Source organism: Amycolatopsis coloradensis (genome assembly GCF_001953865.1).
GTDB lineage: Bacteria > Actinomycetota > Actinomycetes > Mycobacteriales > Pseudonocardiaceae > Amycolatopsis > Amycolatopsis coloradensis.
This window is the reverse complement of sequence record NZ_MQUQ01000016.1, coordinates 15,550-30,790: the sequence shown is the minus strand read 5'-3', so window position 1 is coordinate 30,790 and position 15,241 is coordinate 15,550. Positions and strand designations below refer to the sequence as shown.

General features: G+C 68.6%; 15 protein-coding genes. 12 read left to right on the top strand and 3 right to left on the bottom strand.

Features of this window, described 5'->3' with window-relative positions; all coding sequences use genetic code 11:
- The first annotated feature begins 23 nt into the window (after positions 1–23).
- From BS329_RS29235 to BS329_RS29210, 6 genes are all read left to right on the top strand, one after another.
- Positions 24–1,418 (top strand): alpha/beta hydrolase, encoded by a 1,395-nt coding sequence (locus BS329_RS29235; RefSeq protein WP_076164571.1) that lies wholly within the window; start codon positions 24–26, stop codon positions 1,416–1,418.
- 191 nt (positions 1,419–1,609) lie between these two features.
- Complete coding sequence (locus tag BS329_RS29230; protein ID WP_143253250.1) at positions 1,610–1,822, top strand: hypothetical protein; 213 nt, start codon at positions 1,610–1,612, stop codon at positions 1,820–1,822.
- Positions 1,819–2,352: an RNA polymerase sigma factor gene (locus BS329_RS29225; RefSeq protein WP_076164567.1), complete on the top strand. Its 534-nt coding sequence runs from the start codon at positions 1,819–1,821 to the stop codon at positions 2,350–2,352. Before BS329_RS29230 ends, BS329_RS29225 begins: the two co-directional genes overlap by 4 nt.
- Entirely contained in the window at positions 2,349–3,338 is a 990-nt protein-coding gene (locus BS329_RS29220; protein ID WP_143253249.1) for an FHA domain-containing protein, read from the top strand. Before BS329_RS29225 ends, BS329_RS29220 begins: the two co-directional genes overlap by 4 nt.
- A 188-nt stretch (positions 3,339–3,526) precedes the next feature.
- A complete protein-coding gene (locus tag BS329_RS29215) occupies positions 3,527–4,459 on the top strand; it encodes a trypsin-like serine peptidase (RefSeq protein WP_076164565.1) in 933 nt (310 codons plus the stop codon).
- Positions 4,460–4,539: 80 nt separating this feature from the next.
- The gene (locus BS329_RS29210; RefSeq protein WP_076164591.1) at positions 4,540–5,931 is read left to right on the top strand and encodes a class II 3-deoxy-7-phosphoheptulonate synthase; all 1,392 of its coding nucleotides are present in this window, start codon (positions 4,540–4,542) and stop codon (positions 5,929–5,931) included.
- A gap of 72 nt (positions 5,932–6,003) precedes the next feature.
- Here the strand turns inward: BS329_RS29210 and BS329_RS29205 are convergent, their stop codons facing one another.
- Positions 6,004–7,320: a wax ester/triacylglycerol synthase family O-acyltransferase gene (locus tag BS329_RS29205; protein ID WP_208619294.1), complete on the bottom strand. Its 1,317-nt coding sequence runs from the start codon at positions 7,318–7,320 to the stop codon at positions 6,004–6,006.
- Between the two features lie 221 nt (positions 7,321–7,541).
- Here BS329_RS29205 and BS329_RS29200 point away from each other — a divergent pair, with 221 nt between their 5' ends.
- Complete coding sequence (locus BS329_RS29200; protein ID WP_076164563.1) at positions 7,542–8,051, top strand: DinB family protein; 510 nt, start codon at positions 7,542–7,544, stop codon at positions 8,049–8,051.
- Here the strand turns inward: BS329_RS29200 and BS329_RS29195 are convergent.
- Together BS329_RS29195 and BS329_RS29190 are read right to left on the bottom strand one after the other, a co-directional pair.
- On the bottom strand, positions 8,038–8,823 hold the full coding sequence (locus tag BS329_RS29195; RefSeq protein ID WP_076164586.1) for a DUF1295 domain-containing protein: 786 nt from the start codon (positions 8,821–8,823) through the stop codon (positions 8,038–8,040). The genes BS329_RS29200 and BS329_RS29195 overlap by 14 nt on opposite strands.
- Positions 8,823–10,094 (bottom strand): SAM-dependent methyltransferase, encoded by a 1,272-nt coding sequence (locus BS329_RS29190; RefSeq protein ID WP_076164561.1) that lies wholly within the window; start codon positions 10,092–10,094, stop codon positions 8,823–8,825. The genes BS329_RS29195 and BS329_RS29190 overlap by 1 nt, the downstream gene beginning before the upstream one ends.
- An 87-nt stretch (positions 10,095–10,181) precedes the next feature.
- Here BS329_RS29190 and BS329_RS29185 point away from each other — a divergent pair, with 87 nt between their 5' ends.
- The 5 genes from BS329_RS29185 to ftsZ all read left to right on the top strand — a co-directional run bounded on the left by BS329_RS29185 (position 10,182) and on the right by ftsZ (position 15,125).
- Positions 10,182–11,459 (top strand): NAD(P)/FAD-dependent oxidoreductase, encoded by a 1,278-nt coding sequence (locus BS329_RS29185; protein WP_208619293.1) that lies wholly within the window; start codon positions 10,182–10,184, stop codon positions 11,457–11,459.
- Positions 11,453–12,193, top strand: coding sequence for a DUF1365 domain-containing protein (locus tag BS329_RS29180; RefSeq protein WP_076164560.1), 741 nt, complete (start codon positions 11,453–11,455; stop codon positions 12,191–12,193). The genes BS329_RS29185 and BS329_RS29180 overlap by 7 nt, the downstream gene beginning before the upstream one ends.
- Positions 12,186–12,797 (top strand): ECF RNA polymerase sigma factor SigK, encoded by a 612-nt coding sequence (gene sigK, locus BS329_RS29175; protein ID WP_076164558.1) that lies wholly within the window; start codon positions 12,186–12,188, stop codon positions 12,795–12,797. The genes BS329_RS29180 and sigK overlap by 8 nt, the downstream gene beginning before the upstream one ends.
- Positions 12,794–13,552, top strand: a complete 759-nt coding sequence (locus tag BS329_RS29170; RefSeq protein WP_076164556.1) for an anti-sigma factor — start codon at positions 12,794–12,796, stop codon at positions 13,550–13,552. Before sigK ends, BS329_RS29170 begins: the two co-directional genes overlap by 4 nt.
- Before the next feature lie 250 nt (positions 13,553–13,802).
- Entirely contained in the window at positions 13,803–15,125 is a 1,323-nt protein-coding gene (ftsZ, locus tag BS329_RS29165) for a cell division protein FtsZ (protein ID WP_076164555.1), read from the top strand.
- Positions 15,126–15,241: the final 116 nt, after the last annotated feature.

Genomic DNA, 15,241 nt, shown 5'->3' with positions numbered 1-15,241 from the left:
CCACGCGAGTCAAGCTCTCCCGCATGAGAAAAACGCTGGCAATACTGGCTTTCCTGCCACTCGCCGCAGCTTCCCCGGTGACCGCCGAAGCGGCGCCGGCGCTGCGCTGGACGTCACCCTGTCCGGACTACGGCATGACTCCCTCGCCGACCGCGGGCCTCGAATGCGCGAAACTCAAGGTGCCGCTGGACTATGCCGATCCCGGCGGGCGAAAGATCGAACTCACCGTTTCCCGTAAGGCGAGCACCTCGCCGAAACGCCGGGGCGTCCTGCTGATGAACCCTGGCGGTCCCGGGAGCCCCGGTCTGGCGATGCCCGCGCAACTCGCGCAGCGACAGGGGCACACCGGCCTGCTCGACAGTTACGACGTCATCGGTTTCGATCCGCGCGGCACCACCTACAGCACACCGGTGACCTGCGATCTGACCGAGGAGCAGCGGTTCATCCTCGTCGGACCGTATGCGGAAGGTCCCCGTGACGTTGCCGAGAAGGCGACGAAATCCAGTGTGGTGGCCAAGCAGTGCGCCGCGTCGAAGACCAGGGATCTCCTGCCGCACATGACCACCGCCAACACCGCGCGCGACATGGACCGGATCCGGGAGGCGCTGGGGGAGCGGAAGATCTCGTTCTACGGCGTTTCGTACGGGAGCTACCTTGGCGCCGTCTACTCCTCGCTGTTCCCGGCGAAGACGGACCGGATCGTGCTGGACAGCCTTCTCGGCCCGAAAGGCCTGGACGTCCAGGCACACCAGCGCTTCGCGGACGGTTTCGACGACCGGTTCGGTGACTTCACCGCCTGGGCGGCGGCGCGGGACGAGGTCTACCACCTCGGGCGAACGCAGGCCGACGTGACGGCGAAGTTCTTCGAACTGGTCGAAAACCGCCCGGGAATCCGAAGCGACACCTGGGCGGCGCTCTACGACGACGCGAACTTTCCGGCGCTGGCCGAGAAATGGGCCACCCCGGCCGTGTCCGCACAGGGCGGGCCGCTCGACGGCGACAACCACGCGGCACTCCAGCTCCAGGTGCTGTGCAACGACTCCGACTGGCCGGAAAGCGTGCGCTACTACCAAAAGGCCGTCGAACGCGCTCGGGTGACGCATCCGCTGTTCGGCCCCGCCGCCTCGAACATCACCCCCTGCGCGTTCTGGCCGGTGGAGCCCCGCGAACGCCCCGTGCGGATCACCGACCGGGGACCGTCGAACATCCTGCTGGTGCAGAACCTCCGCGACCCGGCGACGCCACTCGTAGGGGCGTTGGGACTGCGCTCGGCGCTGGGCGGACGGGCCAGGTTCGTCACCGTCGACGCGGGCGGGCACGGCGTTTTCACCAAGGAGAACGCGTGCGGGAACGACGTCGTCGTCCGATACCTGCGGGACGGCGTCCTTCCCGCCACCGATTCGCACTGCCTCGCTTGACCAGGAGAACAGTACGAAGATCAGCCCAGACAGCTGGCCTATTTAAGGGGGAATGCTGGGGCGGACTTCGTGACCCCACACCCCAGCCACCTTTGCCCTACCTCTCAATGACTCTTTCGAGTGACGGTGTAGACGTCCAGGGGGCCTGTCGCGAGTACTCCGCATGAGCGAACCGACTGGAGGTGATGATCATGGAATCGTGGGCTGTCCTCGCGATCGTCGTCCCGGCCGCCGTCACGATTCTCCGCGACCTCGTGGCACTGCGCCAGGACGCCGTCCGGAGGCATAACATCGAGCGCCTCGTGGAACTCGCGCCGTCGGGGCTGTGGGTCGTCGACCGGACCGCGAACGGCGGGGCAATGGAAATCGTGACGGGCAGGCCGGCGGAGCGATCGGGGTCATGACCGAATATTCGGAACGATTCGAAGACTTCTACGTCGATACCGCCCGAAGAACCAGGGATATCGCGAACTTCTTGGCGGGCGACCGTGAAATCGGGAGCGACGCGGCGCAGGACGCCTATCTGGTGATGTTCGAACGCTGGGACGAACGCAAGGCGCGGCCCCCGAGCGACAACCGTCGCTACGTGGTCGGCATCGCCGCGAAGAAAGTGGCCGACTGGTACCGGCGCAACAACCGGTTCGTTCCCCTCGACGACGAGAACGAGTTCCCGGGGCAGGGCGACCTCCACGAGCAGGTGCTCGATCGGCTGACGTTGTACAAGGAAGTGACGCTGCTTCTGGAGAACCAGCCCGCCCGGCGGAGAATGATCGGGATCCTGTACTTCCTCGCGGAGTTCAGCGGCCCGGAGATCGCGGAGCACCTCGAGATCAGCACGTCCACCGTCCGGACACAGGTGGAACGGCTTCGTGTCCGGTTGAGACCGCTGGCCTACCGGCACGAAAGGCTCGATGAAGGAGGTGAGCGGGCATGACCGCGAACGAGGACGAGGCCCTTCGCGGGCTCGTGCGGCAAGCCTACGAAGCCGCCTCTGCCGAGAGTGAGTTCGAGGTCGAAGCAGGACTGCGGGAGGTCATGAGCAGGGCAGGCCACTCGATGAGCGCCCACGCCACCGGCTCAGGGAAAACGGCGTCGTTCGTCGGGGCATTGGGCCAGGCCGCCGCCGACCTTCTTGTCAACTCGCCCTGGATTGTTTACGACGCGTCGTCGGATTCGGAGAATGATTCCGGCACCCGCTTGAACACGCTCGTCGCGAGGACTCTCGACGGTGGCTATTCCTGCGAGCCGGGGGAAGGGCGGAGGGTTTCCTTCGGGCGGAACCATCACGACGTCCACATCCCCTTGGGCGTCGACGATCGCCGGGTCGCTCGCGAATGCGGTGAGCTGACCTTCCACGACGGCCTCTGGCGGGTGCGCAACACCGGAAAGGTGCCGATCAGGCTGGGCTTCCGCCTGGTCCTGCCGGACGGGGAGCCGCTCCCGCTCGGTCCGGGCTATTCGACCCTGCTGGTCGAAGGCTCGCCGGGCCGGGTCCACGCGCTGGAACTGCGAGTCGTCGGGCGGGACCACGCGATCCCCGTCGCGCGCCCGAACGACCAGACCGTGGTTCCGGCGACCTGGTCACTCTCGCCGGTGGAAAGGGTGCTGTTGACGACGCTCAGCCAGCGGTATCTGCTTCACGAACCGGAGCCACGGCCGTTGTCCGCGCGGACCGCGGCCGCTTCGCTGGCGGAATTGCAGCCGGACGTCAACTGGACGGCCAGACGCGTCGAACACATCGTGACCGCTGTCCGCACACGCTTGGCCGCAGCCGGTGTCCCGGGGCTGACGAGGGAAGAAGTCGGTGAACCGGTCGGCGATGCGTTGAAGCGCAACCTGATCCGCGAACTGCTGAAATCCGCGACCTTGACACCGGTCGACCTCGGGTTGTTGCGGCAGGACCGCCACCGCGTCGGATAGGGCCGTTTTCGAACGCCGCGGGTGAGGACACGTTCTCGCCCGCGGCGTTCGCCGTGCTCGGCCGAACGGTCCATACGCGACCACGGATGCGGCCGAACGGCCGCTTGTACGGCCAGTAGTGAGGCAAATACTTTCAGAATGTCGTGCAAGTCATACGGCAATTCACCGGTGGCGAAAGGTGGTACGCCATGAAGAGGACGGCTTCCCGGGCCGGGATCCTGGCGGCGTTCGTGGGACTGGCGGTGACGGCGCTGACGGCGGTCGCGAGTTCCGCTCACGCCGGACCGGTCCACCATCAGGCGGCGGTCGACGCGCAGGCGGTCGCGGCGTACTGGACGCCCGAGCGGATGCGGTCGGCGATCCCGATCGAACAACTGGTCAAGGCCCCGGACCTTTCGCCGAAGGACGTCGCGAAGGGGGAGAGCACGATCATCCAGAGCATCCCCAACGGCGGCGGTGCGTGGACCGGGGCGGGCAAAGTCGCGCAGACCGCCGGCCGCGTGTTCTTCACCATGGGCGGGCGAAACGCGTCGTGCTCCGGTGACGCTGTCACCAGCGCGAACGGCAGCGTTGTCATCACCGCTGGGCACTGCGTGAAGTACCAGGGCGCCTGGCACACCAACTGGACGTTCGCGCCCGGTTACGACAACGGCAACACGCCCTACGGCACCTGGGCCGCGAAGAGCACGCTGACCACTCCGCAGTGGGAAGCGAGCGAAGACATGAATTACGACGTCGGCGCGGCCGTGGTCAACCCGCTCAACGGGCAGAAGCTGACCGACGTCGTCGGCGCACAGGGGATCGCGTTCAACCAGGCGCGCAACCAGACGATGTACACGTTCGGTTACCCGGCGGCGGCGCCGTACGACGGCACGAAGCTGATCTATTGCAGCGGAAGCACGATCACCGACTTCCTGCTGACCAAGGACCACGGGATGAACTGCGACATGACCGGTGGTTCGAGTGGTGGCCCGTGGTTCCTCAACTTCAGCGAGGCGACCGGCGCGGGTGTCCAGGCTTCGGTGAACAGTTTCGGTTACACCTTCCTGCCCGGCTACATGTTCGGCCCGTACTTCGGCGTGGACGTCCAGAACCTCTACAACAAGGCGCAGGCCGCCTGAGCACACCGGTCGCCCGTCCACCTTTTGGGAGCTTCGTCCCGGTGGGCGGGCGGCTTTCGCGGCGGCATATCCTGGTGCCTGTGAACTGGACAGTGGACGTTCCCGTCGACACGCTCCCCGAACTGCCTCCTCTCCCTCCCGAGCTGCGCAATCGGCTCGACGACGCGCTTTCCCGGCCCGCGGCGCAGCAGCCCGAATGGCCGGATCCCGAGCTGACGAAACGCGTACGCGGCGTGCTGGAGAGCGTGCCGCCGATCACCGTCCCCGCCGAGATCGACCGGCTTTCCGACCGGCTCGCCATGGTCGCCCGCGGCGAGGCGTTCCTGCTGCAGGGCGGTGACTGCGCGGAGACGTTCGAGTCGAACACCGAACCGCACATCCGCGCCAACCTGCGCACCCTTTTGCAGATGGCCGTCGTGCTCACCTACGGCGCGAGCCTGCCGGTGGTGAAGGTCGGCCGGATCGCCGGCCAGTACGCGAAGCCGCGTTCGGCCTCCACCGACGCGCTCGGCCTGCCGGTGTACCGCGGCGACATCATCAACTCGCTCGTCGCCAAGCCCGAACTCCGCGTGCCCGACCCCGGCCGGATGATCCGCGCCTACGCCAACGCGGGTGCCGCGATGAACCTCGTCCGCGCGCTCACCGGCGCCGGGATGGCGGACCTGCACCAGGTGCACGACTGGAACAAGGACTTCGTGAAGTCCTCGCCCGCCAGCGAGCGCTACGAGGCGCTGGCCGCGGAGATCGACCGCGGTCTGCGGTTCATGTCGGCCTGCGGGGTCACCGACACCTCACTGCAATCCACCGAGATCTTCGCCAGCCACGAGGCACTGCTGCTGGACTACGAGCGCTCGATGCTGCGGATGGACCGCGCGGACGCGACGAACCCGAAGCTGTACAACCTGTCCTCGCACTTCCTGTGGGTGGGTGAGCGGACCCGGCAGCTCGACGGCGCGCACATCGCCTTCGCCGAACTGCTGGCCAACCCGATCGGCCTCAAGATCGGCCCGACGACCACGCCCGAGCAGGCCGTCGAGTACGTCCGGCGGCTCGACCCGCGCAACGAGCCCGGCAGGCTGACACTCATCGCCCGGATGGGCAACGGCAAGGTCCGCGAGGTGCTGCCCGCTATCGTCGAGAAGGTCGAGGCGTCCGGGCACAAGGTCATCTGGCAGTGCGACCCGATGCACGGCAACACGCACGAGTCGTCGACGGGCTACAAGACCCGGCACTTCGACCGTATCGTGGACGAGGTCCAGGGCTTCTTCGAGGTGCACCGCAAGCTCGGCACCTACCCCGGCGGCATCCACGTCGAGCTGACCGGCGAGGACGTCACCGAATGCCTCGGCGGCGCGCAGGAGATCTCGGATCTGGACCTTTCGGGCCGATACGAGACCGCTTGCGACCCGCGTCTCAACACGCAGCAGTCACTGGAGCTGGCGTTCCTGGTCGCGGAGATGCTTCGCGGCTGACGGGGCCCTCGGATGTTATGAACGGACCTTTCATAACAAATTCTGTTATGAAAGGTCCGTTCATAACACGCGCTAAGCGGTGTCCAGGAGACGCGAAGCCGACTTGAGCACCCCGTCCCGCAGCGAACCCACGTCCGAGACCGCCGCCCCGTTCGCCTGTAGTCCGATGTGGACGGAATCCCGATAGGTCGCCACCGCGATCCCGACCGCCTGCCGTGGCGCCAGCGGCACGAACGGGTACACGCCCTCGAGCCGTGTCCCGTCGAGGGTGAGCCGGTCCGGTGGCACCGGCACCGTGGTCACCACGAGGTCGAACAGCAGCGGCGTGGCCAGTCCGGCGGCCTTGGTGCCGAGCCGGTGCAGGATCGGCGGCATCCGGTCGGCGAGCAGCGGGAACGCGCCGGCGCCCCGGGCCGGGCCCGCGGCCTTGTTCCGGCCCATCTCGCGCTGGACGGCCAGCAGCCGATCCACCGGATCGTCGAGCCCGACCGGCAGCTCGCAGAGGTACCCGGACAGCTTGTTGCCGCCGAGTTGCCCGGCCGACCGCCGGCGCATGCTGACCGGGATGAGTGCCCGCAGGGTCCGGTCGTCGGCGCGCTGGCCGCGGTTGATCATCCATTCGCGCAGCGCGCCGGAGAGGACCGCCAGCACGACGTCGTTGGCAGTACCGCCGTGGGCCCGGCGGATCCGCCGGATCTCGGCGGTGTCCAGCCGGGCGAAGCCGAGACGGCGTTCGGTCGACGGTGGCGCGCTGATCGGCGACAGCGGCGAGCGGGTCGCGCGGACGACCGACGACGCGATCCTGGCGGACTCCCCGGCCTGGGCCAGCGTGGAACCCAGCACGTCCTTGATCGCGTCCACAGGGGACCGTGGCGCGGGTGACCCGGCCCCGCTGTGCACGCGCCTCACCTTGCGGGGGAGCGCGTCGAGCAGGCCCGAGGCGACGGCGTACGCGCCGGCACCGTCGGTGAGCGCGTGGTGCAGTTTCAGCAGCAGCGCGAACTCGCCGTCCGGCAGGCCGGTGACGAGATGCAGGTTCCACAAGGGCTTTCCGGTGTCGAGCGGTCGTCCCATCCACCGCGACGCGTAGGCGGAGAGCGGGTCCGGTTCGTACAGGGAGCTCAGGTGGTGATGTGAAATATGTTCACTGGCAACGAAAGTCGGGTCCTCCACCCAGCTGGCGGCGCCGGGCGGGAACAGCGCGGCGCGAGGGCGCCGGCGAAGCTTCGGGATCCGGGCGGCCCGCTCGGCGAGCAGCGAGGTCAGCTTACGCGCGTGCACCTGCCCGTGCGGACGGAAGGTGACCACCGCGCCCATGTGCATGGGCGTCGTTTCGCTTTCCAGGCAAAGGAAAGCGACATCGAGTGCGCTCAGCTGGGGGCCTGACATCAGTGACCTTTCCCGGATCCGGCGGCGATGGGCACAACTTCACCAGCCTGACATGACGGGCGGGTGGTCGTCATGTTTCGCGGGCGCTAATTACCGCCGGTTTCACTCGAACGATGGGACCTCGGCCGGACATGGCCCACCGCTTCGCGGCCAGATGGTGGACGACCCGGCGCGAGAACTCGCTCGCGAACTGTCGGTGGGGCCCGGCAGACTGCACGACCATGACCGACGAACCGAAGCGCCCCGAACCACCGCTCACCGGCGATGAGCGCACCCAGCTGAACGGCTTTCTCGACTTCCTCCGCGCCACCGTGGTGTGGAAGTGCTCCGGGCTCACCGACGAACAGGCCCGGCGCCCCCTCGTACCCAGTGAGCTGACCACCGTCGCCGGTCTGCTCGGGCACCTGACCCTGGTCGAGCAGTACTGGTTCAACGTGGTGCTCGACGGCCAGGAGGACGTCTGGAAGGAGGCACTCGAAACCGACCCCGACGCCGAGTTCCGGGTCGCCATGCAGACCCCGGTCGAGCAGCTGATCGCCGCCTACGAGGCCGAATGCGAGCGGAGCCGCAAGATCGTCGCCAGGATGGGACTGGACGACGAGGTCGCCTTCCGTGGCGACCGCAAGGTCAACGTGCGGTTCGTGGTCACGCACATGATCGAGGAGACCGGCAGGCACGCCGGCCACCTCGACCTGTTGCGTGAGCTGACCGACGGCCTCACCGGGGAATGACCCGGCGCGGGGGCAGGGGGAAGAACCCGCTGGTCCGCTCGACATACGTCGCGTATCCCGGCCGGGACCGCCGCAAACCCTTCTCCAGCAAGGGCTTTCCGGTGCCCTTGGCCAGCGTGTAGGTCATCGCGATCGGCGACAGCACGGTCGCCGCCCCCACCCAGCTCGAACACGCCAGCAGGTACAGGCCCCACCACACGCACGCGTCGCCGAAGTAGTTGGGATGCCGCGTGTAACGCCACAGCCCGCTGTCGAGCACCTTCCCCTTGTTGTCCGGGTCGGCCTTGAAGCGGCGCAGCTGCTCGTCGCCGATGGTCTCGAATGCGAAGCCGACCAGCCACACCGCGACGCCGATCCACGCCGTCACGCCGAAGGAGCCGCCGTACATCGCGAACTGGACCGGGAGCGACACGAACCAGAGCACCACCGCCTGGAACAAGTACACGCGGACGAACAGCTTGAGCGCCGGATTCTCCCCGGCGCTCTCCGCCATCCGCACGTAGCGGGGGTCTTCTGGCAGCTTGTGGTTGCGCAGGTGGAGGTGCACGCCGAGACGCACACCCCAGATCACCGTCAGTGCCGCGGCGACCACGCGCAGCGCCACCGGCCCGTCCCCGAGCGGGGCGGCGACCAGCGCGACGAGCGCGAAGCCCGGCCCCCAGAACGTGTCGACGGTGTCGTAGCGCTTGCGTGCCAGCGCGATGCCGAAGGTGACGACGATCGCCAGCAGGGTCACCCCGGCGGTGACGAGCAGGGTCCCCCCGAGAGGCATCAGGACCACTCCCGGGTGGCGGGCAGCCCGCTCGAACCCTCGTCGGACGAGCGGACCGCGAGGATCTGGTCCACGCCCATCCGGTTCTCCTCGAACGCGAGCGCGCCGCCGACTAGGTAGAGCCGCCAAACCCGCGCCCCGGCTTCGCCGATCAGCGCCACGACGTCGTCCCAGTTGCTTTCCAGGGTCTTCTCCCAGGCCCGGACCGTCCACACGTAGTGCTCGCGCAGCGCGTGGACGTCGCGGATCTCGAACCCGGCGTTCTCCAGATGCCCGAGCGTGCGGCTCAGCGGCCGCATCGTCATGTCGGGGGCGATGTAGCGCTCGATGAACGCGCCGCCGCCGGGCGCCACCGCGCCGCGGGACATCTGTTGCAGGACCAGCCGCCCGGTGGGCTTGAGCATCCGGAACAGCGTCCGCGTGTACTCGGGGTAGTTCTCCTCACCGACGTGTTCACCCATCTCGATGGTGGCGACGGCGTCGAAGGGCTCGTCGGTCAGTTCGCGATAGTCCTGCCTGCGGACTTCGACGCGATCCTCCAGGTCGTGCTGGGCGAGGCGGCCCCGGACGTGCTGTAGCTGTTCCGCCGAAAGCGTGATGCCGACGGCGTGCACGCCGTGGTGCTTCGCCGCGTGCACCAGCAGCGAACCCCAGCCGCAGCCGACGTCGAGCAGCCGCATCCCCGGCCGGAGCGCGAGTTTGCGGCAGATCAGTTCGAGCTTGTCCCACTGGGCCTGTTCGAGGTCGTAGCCCTCCTCGCCGGACGTCCAATACGCGGACGAGTAGGCCATCGATTCGTCCATCAGCAGCTGGTAGAAGGCGTTGCCGAGGTCGTAGTGGTGCGAGATCGCGGACTTGTCGCGGAGCAGGCTGTGCAGTTTCCCCGACAGCCGGGCCTCCTCGACGGGCGGTTTGGGCGGCGGCCCGACGACGCCGAGGCTCACCGCGAGCCGGAGGGCTTCGGCCCATTCGCGGGGACCGAGCTTCGCGCCGCGCACGGCGCCGGACCGGGTCAGCGCCCAGATCCGGCGGAATCCGTCGGCGAGGTCGCCTTCGACATCGAGATCACCGGAGACGTAGGCCCTCGCCAGACCCAATTCGCCGGGGGCGTAGAGGAGACGGCGCAGCGCGCGGCGGTTGCGGAGGACCACGGTCGGGGCGTCCGGCGGACCGGCGCGGACGCCGTCCCAGGTACGGAGACCGACCGGGAGGGAACCACCGAGGAGCCGCTCGACGAACGGGACCAGGCGGGACGCGGGACTGTTCGGCATAGTCGTCATTCGCTCCCGGACCGGAAAGGGATGGGTCGGACGATGCGCCGGTTCACGCGATCCAATCCTCTCGCGGCCCGGCTCCGAATGCCTCACGTGCACATCAAGGGTCAACGCATCGGAGTCATCGGCAGCGGCGTCGCCGGCCTCACGGCCGCGTACTTGCTGCAACGCCGCTACGAAGTGCTGCTGTTCGAAGCCGAAGACAGGCTGGGCGGGCACGCGCACACCCACGACGTCCCGAGCGCGCGCGGCGGCACCGTCGGCGTCGACTCCGGGTTCATCGTGCACAACGAGCGCACCTACCCGAACCTGCTCCGGTTGTTCGCCGAACTGGGCGTGGCCACCCGCGACACCGAGATGTCGATGAGCATCCGCTGCGACGGCTGCGGCCTCCAGTACGCCGGCGCGAAGGGCCTGAAGGGCCTCTTCGCCCAGCCACGCAACGCCGCACGCGGGCGCTATCTGCGGATGCTCGCCGACGTCAAACGCTTCCATCGGCACGCGAAACGCGTCCTCGAAGCGCCCGAAGCGGGCGATGTCACCCTCGGCGCGTTCCTCGCGATCGGCGGGTACACGAAGTACTTCGTCGACCACTTCATGCTCCCGGTGGTCTCGACCGTCTGGTCGGCCGACCGGAACGACACGCTGAAGTACCCCGCGCGCTACCTGTTCGAATTCCTTCGCAACCACGGGATGCTGTCGGTCGGCGGGTCCCCGAGCTGGCGCACCGTCGTCGGCGGTTCCCGCGAGTACGTCGACCTGGCCGCCAAGCAGCTGACCGCTGTGCACCTGTCGACGCCGGTCCGTTCGGTCGAGCGCACCGCGCGCGGCATCGAGGTCCGCGACGACGCCGACACCCGGCACCGGCTCGACAAGGTCGTCCTGGCCACGCACGCGGATCAGGCGCTGGCGCTCCTCGCGTCGCCGACCAAGGCCGAGCGCGACGTCCTCGGCGCGTTCCGGTACTCCAGCAACGAGGCGTGGCTGCACACCGACACCGGCGTGCTCCCGACGGCGGAATCGGCGCGGGCGGGCTGGAACTACGCCATGCCGTTCTGTGGTGCCGACCTCGGCGCGGTCCAGGTGTCCTACGACATGAACCGCCTGATGCGGCTCGACGAGCCGACCGGCTACGTCGTCACGCTCAACCCCGGCACCGCCCCCGACGACGGAGCGGTGCTGGCCAAGATGAACTACGAACATCCCGTCTACACCCCGGAATCCGTCACTTCCCAGCGACGGCTGCCCGAACTCAGCGACGACACGGTCGCTTACGCCGGGGCGTACCACGGCTGGGGGTTCCACGAGGACGGCTGCGCGTCCGGCGTCCGCGCGGCCGAGAACTTCGGGGTGCGATGGTGACCGTCATAGCCGTGCTCTACGACTCCACGGTGGCGCATGTCCGGCGCAACGATCCGCCGATCTCGTTCGCCCACCGCGTCTATCTGTGGCTCATCGACCTCGACGCGCCACCGAAGTTTCCGAAGTGGCTCCGGCCCTTCGCCCGCTTCGACTCACGAGACCACTTCGCGCCCGAGGACACCTCCAGCATCCGATCCAAATTGGACCGCTGGCTCGCGGCGCGCGGTGTCGACCTTCGAGGCGGCCGGGTCCTGATGCTCGCGGGCGCGCGGATGCTCGGGCACAACTTCAACCCGATCACCCTCTACTGGTGCCACCGGCCCGACGGTGAACTCGAATGCGTCGTCGCCGAGGTCCACAACACCTACCGCGGCAGGCACGCGTACCTCCTGCGCCCCGACGCCGACGGGATCGCCCGCGCGGACAAGGAGTTCTACGTCTCGCCGTTCCAGTCGATGGACGGCGAGTACCGGATGGCGGTGCCGCGGCCGGAGTCGCTGCTCTCGGTCCAGATCGCGCTCCGGCAGGGCGGGGCGACACCGCTGACCGCGTCGCTGCGCGGCGTGCGGCGGCCCGCCACCGCCAAGTGGCTGGTGCACATGCTGATCACCCGTCCGCTCATGCCGCACCGGGTCTCCGCGCTGATCCGGCGGCACGGGGTCAAACTGTGGTTGAAGAAGGCGCCGTCGACTCCGCGGACGCCGCAGACGGCCGGAGGCAGGCTTGATGGATGAATCGGCACGCCCGCGCAGGATGGCGCCCGTTCCCGGACCGGACGGCGAACCGGCAGGTCCGACGGCCGAGGAACTGCTCGTCCGGGTGGCGAAAGGCGACGAGCGGGCCTTCGACGCGCTCTACGATCAGCTCGCGGGCCCGGTACTCGGCCTGGTACGGCGGATCCTCCGTGACGTCGCACAGTCGGAAGAAGTCACCCAGGAGGTGATGGTGGAGCTGTGGCGCACGGCCACGCGCTACTCCCCGGAGCGGGGGAGCGCGCTGAACTGGGCCATGACGCTCGCGCACCGCCGCGCCGTCGACCGCGTCCGGTCGGCGCGGGCCAGCTCGGACCGCGAGGTCAAAGCGACCTTCGAGGCCGCCCGCGCCCGGCCCTTCGACGAGGTGGCCGAGGCCGTCGCGGCCCGCTGGGAGCGTTCGCAGGTGCGCCGCTGCCTGACCAGCCTGACCGAGCTGCAACGGGAATCCGTGCTGCTCGCCTACTACCAGGGCTACACCTATCGCGAGGTCGCGGAAGTGCTGCGAACCCCGCACGGGACCATCAAGACTCGACTCCGGGACGGCCTGATCAGGCTCCGGGACTGTTTGGGGGTGACGGTATGACGATGCCCGAAATGCACACGCTCACCGGCGCGTACGCCGTCGACGCACTGTCCGAATTGGAGCGTGCCCAGTTCCAGCGTCACCTCGGCGAGTGCGCTTCGTGCGCTCAAGAGGTCCTCGAACTCCAGATGACCGCGACCCGGCTCGGCGCCGCGCTGGCCGAAGACCCGCCGCCCGAACTCAAACGCCGCGTGCTCGCGCAGGCGATGGCGACCCGGCAGCAGCCGCCGAAGACCCGTTTCGAAACCGGGGAACGCGTCAAGGAGCGCCGTCGCGCCCCGCGCTGGGCGATCGCCGCGGCCGCCGCGGCGATCGTCGGGCTCGCGGGCACCGCCGTGTTCGGCGGCATCGCCTACGACAACCACTCGCAGCTGACCGCGGCGCGGGAACAGGCGGACCGGTACGCGCCGGTCGCCGACGTCCTTTCGGCCGCCGATCTCCGGACCGGCCACGCCGAGGCCACCGTCGGGGGAGGCGGCACCGTGGTGATGTCGCGTTCGAAGGACCGGCTCGTCTTCACGGCCGCCCAGCTGCGGAAGAACGATCCGGGCCGGACCTACCAGGCGTGGTTCATGTACGCGGGTGCCGCGCCGAAGCCCGTCGGGCTCATTTCCGGTGGTCAGGACGGTGCGCTGCTGGTCGCCGACGGACTCGGCGGGGCCGAGCGGTTCGCGCTCAGCGTCGAACCGGCGGGTGGATCACCGACAGGATCGCCGTCGAAGGACGTCGTCATGGTCATGCCGATGCCCACCTGATCCCGCTCCTACCAGGCCGCCGTTCAGCGCTGCGGCGGGGTCTCGCTCTTGCGCCCGGGAACATGTTGTGGCAAAACACCTTTGCGACACACGGCGTGGCTACTGGATTCGAGCCTGCCTGGTGCATACCGTCCTGCTTCAACGTCGGCAGTTGACATAACTCTCAATCTGAACTTCAGCTCGAGGGTTTCAGCTGAGGCTCAGCGACCGGCGGGCAACACGAGCACACACGATCAGGAAGGCGGCTCCGATGACGCCCCCGCACAACTACCTTGCGGTGATCAAGGTCGTCGGTATCGGCGGCGGCGGAGTGAACGCCGTGAACCGCATGATCGAGGTCGGCCTCAAGGGTGTCGAGTTCATCGCGGTGAACACCGACGCTCAGGCACTGCTCATGTCCGACGCCGACGTCAAGCTCGACATCGGCCGGGAACTGACCCGCGGCCTCGGTGCCGGCGCCGCCCCCGAGGTGGGGCAGAAGGCCGCCGAGGACCACCGCGACGAGATCGAAGAGGTCATCAAGGGCGCCGACATGGTGTTCGTGACCGCGGGTGAAGGCGGTGGCACCGGCACCGGTGGCGCGCCCGTCGTCGCCCAGATCGCCCGCAAACTCGGCGCGCTGACCATCGGCGTCGTCACCCGCCCGTTCACCTTCGAGGGCAAACGCCGCAGCAAGCAGGCCGAAGACGGCATCCAGCAGCTGCGCAACGAATGCGACACCCTGATCGTCATCCCGAACGACCGGCTGCTGCAGCTGGGCGACATCGGCGTTTCGCTGATGGACGCCTTCCGCTCGGCGGACGAGGTCCTGCTTTCGGGTGTCCAGGGCATCACCGACCTGATCACCACGCCGGGTCTGATCAACCTGGACTTCGCCGACGTCAAGAGCGTCATGTCCGGCGCGGGCTCCGCGCTGATGGGCATCGGCTCGGCGCGCGGCGAGGGCCGGGCGATCCAGGCGGCGGAGAAGGCGATCAACTCGCCGCTGCTGGAAGCGTCCATGGACGGGGCGCACGGCGCGCTGCTGTCGATCGCGGGCGGGTCGGACCTCGGCCTGTTCGAGATCAACGAGGCCGCGTCGCTGGTGCAGGAGTCCGCGCACCCCGACGCGAACATCATCTTCGGGACGATCATCGACGACTCGCTCGGCGACGAGGTCCGGGTCACCGTGATCGCGGCCGGTTTCGACGCCGGCACGCCGACGCACAAGAAGCTCGACCCGTCGACGTTCGGCTCCCGGTCGAACTCGACCGCGTCCGCCCAGGCGGGCCAGGTCAACGGCGGTGGGGCGACTCCGGTGCAGAGCCCGCCCTCCGGGGCGACTCCGGTGCCGTCGACCGGTTCGAACGGCTACCCGGTCGCGCCGCCGCGCACGCACACGCCGATGCCGTCCTCCCGCAACGAGGGCAACAGCTCGCTGAGCGGCGGACTTCCGCAGCCCGGCGGCGGCTCGCGCGGGTACTCGCCGATCGGGTCGAACTCGACCCACGGCAGCCTGCCCGGCCGCGCCACCCCGGTGCACGACGATCCGTCGGACGACGAGGTCGACGTGCCTCCCTTCATGCGGCGGTAGTTTCATCGCGCTGCCGCGATCACGCTGACAGGGCGCTCATTTCAGGGGGAAGGTACATTTTCCCTTGAGGGGGCGCCCTGCCATCGTGATAGCGGGGCCTGTCGGCCAGAAGGCGC